The following is a 5,977-nucleotide window of genomic DNA, read 5'->3' as shown; positions in this document are numbered from 1 at the left end:
CAAGTGGAACCAGTGGCTGTTTTTGAAGATGCTGGAAAAGGGCATTGCTTACCGCAAGACCCAGGTGGTGAACTGGGACCCGGTGGACCAGACCGTGCTGGCCAACGAGCAGGTGATCGACGGCAAGGGCTGGCGCACCGGCGCGGTGGTGGAGAAGCGCGAGATTCCGGGCTATTACCTGAACATCACGTCGTACGCCGAAGAGCTGCTGGACCATGTGCAGATCGGCAACCCCAAGGCCACGCTCAACGGCTGGCCCGACAAGGTGCGGCTGATGCAGGAAAACTGGATCGGCAAGAGCCAGGGTGTGCGCTTTGCGTTCCCGCACCAAATTACCGACGCCTCGGGCGCGCTGATCGGCGACGGCAAGATGTATGTGTTCACCACGCGCGCCGACACCATCATGGGCGTGACCTTTTGCGCCGTGGCGCCTGAGCATCCCTTGGCTTTGCATGCTGCGGCCAGCAACCCGGCGCTGGCTGCGTTCATTGAAGAATGCAAGAGCGGCGGCACCACCGAAGCCGAGCTGGCCACGCAGGAAAAGAAGGGCATGGCCACCGGCCTGTTCGTTACGCACCCGCTGACCGGCGCGCAAGTTGAAGTGTGGGTGGGCAACTACGTGCTCATGAGCTATGGCGATGGTGCGGTGATGGGTGTGCCCGCGCACGACGAGCGTGACTTTGCCTTTGCGCTCAAGTACGGCATTGAGATCAAGCAGGTGGTGGGGGTTGCTGCTTTGGCTTCGGTGACCCCGTTGGCTGAGCCGGGCGCGGCTGCGGACGGCACGGGACATACCCTTACACCGTCCACAGCCGCACCCGCCTCAGCCAACTCACCGGTGGGCGAGAAGGTGTTTGACGCGACTTGCTGGAGCGACTGGTATGCCGACAAGTCGGGCTCGCTGGTGTGTGTCAACTCCGGTGAACTGGATGGTTTGTCCTACAAAGCCGCGGTGGACCGAGTGGCCGAGCTGCTGGCTGCCCAAGGCTTGGGCGAGAAAAAAACCACTTGGCGTCTGCGCGACTGGGGCGTGAGCCGCCAGCGCTACTGGGGCACCCCCATTCCCATCATCCACTGCGACGAGCACGGTGCGGTGCCCGTGCCCGAGCAAGACCTGCCGGTGGTGCTGCCGCAAGATTGCATCCCCGACGGCTCGGGCAACCCGCTGCACAAGCACGAAGGTTTCCATGCCGGCGTGGTGTGCCCGGTGTGCGGCAAACCCGCGCGGCGCGAGACCGACACCATGGACACCTTCGTGGACTCGTCCTGGTATTTCATGCGCTATTGCGACCCGAGCAACTCCGAAAACATGGTGGCCGGCGGCGCCGACTACTGGATGCCGATGGACCAGTACATCGGCGGTATCGAGCACGCGATTCTGCACCTGCTGTATGCGCGCTTCTGGACCAAGGTGATGCGCGATCTCGGCCTTGTGAAGGTGGACGAGCCCTTCACCCAGCTGCTCACGCAGGGCATGGTGCTCAACCACATCTACAGCCGCCGCACCGCCAAGGGCGGCAAAGATTATTTTTGGCCGCACGACGTGGAGCATGTGCTCGACGACGCCGGCAAGGTGGTGGGCGCCCAGCTGAAGAACCCAGCCACCAGCGGCGATGGCATGTTGCCCGTGGGCACGCCCATCGACTACGAGGGCGTGGGCACCATGTCCAAGTCCAAGAACAACGGCGTGGACCCGCAGGACCTGATCGAGAAATACGGCGCCGACACCGCGCGCCTGTACACCATGTAGTCCGCGCCGCCCGAGGCCACGCTGGAGTGGAACGACGCGGCGGTGGAGGGCAGCTACCGCTTCCTCAAGCGAGTATGGGGCTTTGGTGCCAAAAACGCCGACGCGCTGCGCCAGGCCACAGCCAGCAACCTGTCGGCGGCGGTGTTGCGCCCCGAGGCGAAGAAACTGCGCCGCGAGATGCATCTGGTGCTCAAGCAGGTCAGCTACGACTACGAGCGCATGCAATACAACACCGTGGTGTCGGGTTGCATGAAGCTGCTCAATGCGCTGGACGACTTTGCTTTCGACGGCAGTGCGGGTGACAACGCCTTGCGCTGCGAGGGCGTGTCGCTGCTGCTGCGCATGCTCTACCCCGCGTGCCCACACCTTGCCCATGCGGCGTGGGTTGAGCTGGGTTTTGCGGGCGCCGTGGGTGAACTGCTGGACGCCCCCTGGCCACAGGTCGATGAATCTGCCTTGGTGCAGGACGAAATCGAGCTGGTGCTGCAGATCAATGGCAAGCTGCGCGGCAGCGTGACCGTGCCCGCCAGCGCAGACAAGGCCGCCATTGAAGCCGCCGCGCTGGCCAGCGAAGCCTTCCTCAAGCAGGCCCATGGCGCAGCCCCGAAAAAGGTGGTGGTGGTGCCCGGCCGCTTGGTCAACATCGTGATTTGAGGCGCCACACCATGCATGGCATCCGTCGCGTTTTGTCACGCCGCACCGTGTGGCTGGGCGTCCTTGCCGGGGCGTGCACAGCGGCGCTCTCGGGCTGTGGTTTTGCCTTGCGGGGTGCGCCCAAGTTCGCGTTTGAGTCCGTGCGCTTGCAGGGCAGCGAATCCACACCCGTGGCGCGCGAGCTGCGCCGTGCGCTCGCGGGCGCGGGGCTGCGCGTGTTCACATCGGAGACGCCCATGAGCCCGGAAGGCGACAACGGCCAGGTGGTGATGACCGTGCTGAGCGACCAACGCGAGAAAACCGTGGTGGGCCAAACCGCTGCCGGTCAGGTGCGTGAAATGCAGTTGCGCACGCGCTTCAAATTCCGCCTGGCCACGGCGACAGGCAAGAGCTTGCTGGACGACACCGAGCTGCTGCTGGAGCGCGACATCAGCTTCACCGAAACGGCGGTGCTGGCCAAAGAGGCCGAAGAGGCGCTGCTGTTTCGCAACATGCAAAGCGACATCGTGCAGCAGGTCATGCGCCGCCTGGCCGCTGTGGAAGTGCTTTAAGCACGCTCTGAGCCCAGCCCATGCAAGTTGCCGCGCCCCAACTCGATGCCCAGCTGCAGCGCGGCCTGAAAAGCCTGTACACCCTGCACGGTGACGAGCCGCTGCTGATTCAGGAAGCCGCCGACGCCTTGCGCGCCGTGGCGCGCCAGCAGGGCTACACCGAGCGCACGGTGCACACCGTGGCCGGTGCGCACTTTGACTGGAGCGAGGTGCTGGCCAGCGGTGGCTCGCTCAGCCTGTTTGCCGACAAACAGCTGATCGAAATCCGCATCCCGTCGGGCAAGCCGGGCAAAGACGGCTCGCAGGTGCTGCAGCAGCTGGCGCAGGCTTCGCAAGGCAACGACAGCATGCTCACGCTGGTGATCCTGCCGCGGCTGGACGCCGCCACGCAAAAGGGCGCCTGGTTTGCCGCACTCGACAGCTTTGGCATCACCGTGCGGGTGGACCCGGTGGACCGCAAGGCGCTGCCGCAGTGGATTGCCCAGCGCCTGCAGCAGCAAGGCCAGCGCGTGGCCGCAGGCGAAGAAGGCCAGCGCACGCTGCAGTTTTTTGCCGACCGGGTGGAAGGCAACCTGCTGGCCGCACACCAGGAGATTCAGAAGCTGGCGCTGCTGCACCCAGCCGGTGAGCTGGGCTTTGACCAGGTGGAAGCGGCGGTGCTCAACGTGGCGCGCTACGACGCTTTCAAGCTGGCCGAGGCGGTGCTGGGCGGGCAGAGTCTGCGCGTGCAGCGCATGCTGGACGGCCTGCAGGCCGAGGGCGAGGCGGCGGTGCTGGTGCACTGGGCGCTGGCGGAAGACATCCGCACGCTCAACCGCATTCGCCGGGCCATGGACGCGGGCCGTCCGCTGCCCATGGCCTTGCGCGAAAACCGCGTGTGGGGCGCCAAAGAAAAGCTCATGGAACGCGTGCTGCCGCAGCTGACCACGCCCACCCTCACGCGTTGGCTGCGCGACGCGCACACGGTGGACGGCATCGTCAAAGGCCTGAAGCAGCCCGACTGGCCGGCCGACCCCTGGGTGGCGCTGCAGCAGCTGGCCCTGCGCGTGTCGCAAGGCTGCGCGCTGCGCTGAACCGGCGCAGGCTCAGCCGCTCAGACCACGGCCGACTGGCGCAGCGCGGTCTCTCGGAAATCGCTGGGCGACAGGCCCGCGTGTTCGCGGAACACCCGGCTGAAATGGGCGCCGTTGTTGAAACCCCAGGAAAACGCGATGTCGGTGATGGTGCGTTGCGCCTGGGCGGGGTTTTTCAGGTCGCGCATGCAGGCCTGCAGCCGCCGGCGCAAGATGTAGTGCGCCAGCGTGTCGTCTTCGGCGCTGAAGGCGTTGTGCAGGTGGCGTTTGCTGCAGTTGAGCGACTGCGCGATGCGGTCGATGGACAAACCGGGGTCGCGCAGGTGCTGGCCGATGTGCTCGCGGATGCGGTCGCGAAACGCTTCCAGCTGGGTGGTGGCGCTTTCGCGCCCGGCCAGTTCCTGCAGCGACAGGCGCACCAGCTCAATGATCATTTCTCCCGCGCCGCGGGCGGTGGTGGCGTTCATGGCGGGCAGTTCCTGAAAGGTGTTGCGCATGCTCTCCAGTGCCACGCGTGAAATACCGCTGGCCCCACCCACATGGCGTGCCATCAGCGACTCCAGCCGCAGGCCGCGCTCGACCAGTTGCTCCTTGGGCAGCATCACGATGAGGTGTTCCACCCGCTCCGGGTTGGCAATTTCGTAGCTGCCGGTGGTGTCGTAAATGGCCCAGCCACCGGGCTTGACCCAGGTCTGTCGGCCCTGCTGTTCCACCGCTGCGCTGCCCTGCCAGGGGGCCACGATTTTCAGGTAACTGGTGTCGCTGGTGCGTGCCAGGCGGGGGCTGCGCAACACGCGGTGGCGGTTGGCTTCGAGTTTGGTCATCACCACGTCGCCCGCTTGCGATGCGCTCATGTGACCGTCGAAACCGGTGTCGCCGTACAGGTCGGATTCCAGGCCGCCGAAATGTGTCCAGACCCAGTTGCGCCAGGCCGCAGCGCGCTCGCCAGGGGCGACGGCGTCGGTGGTCATCAGGGGCGCGGGTTGCATGGGCGGTTTTTGGCTTGGGGTATGGATGCGAAATTATGGGCGGTACCCGGAGCCCATGGTGTGCGGATGGTTGAGGGTTATCCCGCATCCGTGTGCACGTTCAGACAAGTCGCTTGTGCGCAACCAGCACAGCGACGGGAGGAGGGGCTGCCTAGTATCCAAAGGTCTGTATTTCGTACACCACAGGAGACACAACATGGTTCAAGCCAATCGCCGTCTGGTCATCAAGAGCGCCGCCGCTGCGGTGGGCGCCATGTCCTTCGCCCCTCAGCTCATGGCGCAGTCCGCGCCGGTGCGCATCGGCTATTCGATGTCGCGCACCGGCCCCTGGACGGGTGGCGCGCAGGTGAGCCAGGAGCCCAACTACCTGCTCTGGGCCGAGCAGCAGAACGCGGCAGGTGGCCTGGATGTGAAAGGCGTCAAGCGCCCCATCGAGCTCATCAGCAGCGACGATCGCAGCGACACCGAGACCGTGGTGCGCACCTACGAAAAACTCAGGGGCAGCGACAAGGTCGACCTGGTGCTGCCGCCCTGGGGCTCCAACGCCAACTTCGCCGTGGCGCCGCTCGCCAACCGCTTTCAATACCCGTTTCTCGCACCCACCGCGCTGTCGCGCCGCCTGGTCGAGATGCGACTGCCGTACTTCTTCCTGCTGCTGCAGCAACCCGCGCCCATGACCAACGCGCTGGTCGACATGCTCAAGGCCAACGGCGTGAAAACCGTGGCGCTGATTTACGTGGACGACCTGTTCGGCCTGGAGAACTTTGCGGCGTTCAAGGTGGCGCTGCGGGGCAGCGGCATCACGCTGGTGGAAGACAAGAGCTACCCCGGTGGCGTGAAAGACCTGTCGCCCGTGCTGCGCTCCATGAAGGACAAGAACCCCGACGCCTTCGTGGGCTTCACCTACCCGCCCGACACCATCCTGGCCAGCCGCCAGGCCAAGGAAGTGGGCTTCAACCC

At 65.4% G+C, this 5,977-nt stretch carries 6 protein-coding genes; 5 read left to right on the top strand and 1 reads right to left on the bottom strand.

Going from position 1 to position 5,977, the window contains the following annotated elements; all coding sequences use genetic code 11:
• The 4 genes from Q7J58_RS12915 to holA all read left to right on the top strand — a co-directional run.
• On the top strand, window positions 1–1,750 hold a 1,750-nt coding region (locus Q7J58_RS12915; RefSeq protein WP_304828548.1), incomplete at its 5' end, for a class I tRNA ligase family protein.
• Window positions 1,751–1,792: 42 nt separating this feature from the next.
• Complete coding sequence (locus tag Q7J58_RS12910; RefSeq protein WP_304828545.1) at window positions 1,793–2,404, top strand: class I tRNA ligase family protein; 612 nt, start codon at window positions 1,793–1,795, stop codon at window positions 2,402–2,404.
• An 11-nt stretch (window positions 2,405–2,415) separates the two neighbouring features.
• A complete protein-coding gene (lptE, locus tag Q7J58_RS12905; RefSeq protein ID WP_304828542.1) occupies window positions 2,416–2,955 on the top strand; it encodes an LPS assembly lipoprotein LptE in 540 nt (179 codons plus the stop codon).
• A 20-nt stretch (window positions 2,956–2,975) separates the two neighbouring features.
• Entirely contained in the window at window positions 2,976–4,028 is a 1,053-nt protein-coding gene (gene holA, locus Q7J58_RS12900; RefSeq protein ID WP_304828539.1) for a DNA polymerase III subunit delta, read from the top strand.
• A gap of 20 nt (window positions 4,029–4,048) precedes the next feature.
• Here holA and Q7J58_RS12895 read toward each other — a convergent pair whose 3' ends face one another.
• Window positions 4,049–5,017, bottom strand: a complete 969-nt coding sequence (locus Q7J58_RS12895; RefSeq protein WP_304828536.1) for a helix-turn-helix domain-containing protein — start codon at window positions 5,015–5,017, stop codon at window positions 4,049–4,051.
• Window positions 5,018–5,213: 196 nt separating this feature from the next.
• On the opposite strand from Q7J58_RS12895, the gene Q7J58_RS12890 reads away from it, so the two are divergent.
• Window positions 5,214–5,977: ABC transporter substrate-binding protein (locus Q7J58_RS12890; protein WP_304828533.1), on the top strand; the 764-nt coding region annotated here is incomplete at its 3' end.

Source organism: Hydrogenophaga sp. (assembly GCF_030656115.1).
GTDB lineage: Bacteria > Pseudomonadota > Gammaproteobacteria > Burkholderiales > Burkholderiaceae_C > Hydrogenophaga.
The sequence above is the reverse complement of the archived record's forward strand: the minus strand, read 5'-3'. Positions and strand labels throughout refer to the sequence as shown.

Bases quoted from the DNA above. Each gene is read 5' to 3' on its own strand.
- lptE (WP_304828542.1), top strand. From the start codon at position 2,416: ATGCATGGCATCCGTCGCGTTTTGTCACGCCGCACCGTGTGGCTGGGC.
- holA (WP_304828539.1), top strand. From the start codon at position 2,976: ATGCAAGTTGCCGCGCCCCAACTCGATGCCCAGCTGCAGCGCGGCCTG.
- Q7J58_RS12895 (WP_304828536.1), bottom strand. From the start codon at position 5,017: ATGCAACCCGCGCCCCTGATGACCACCGACGCCGTCGCCCCTGGCGAG.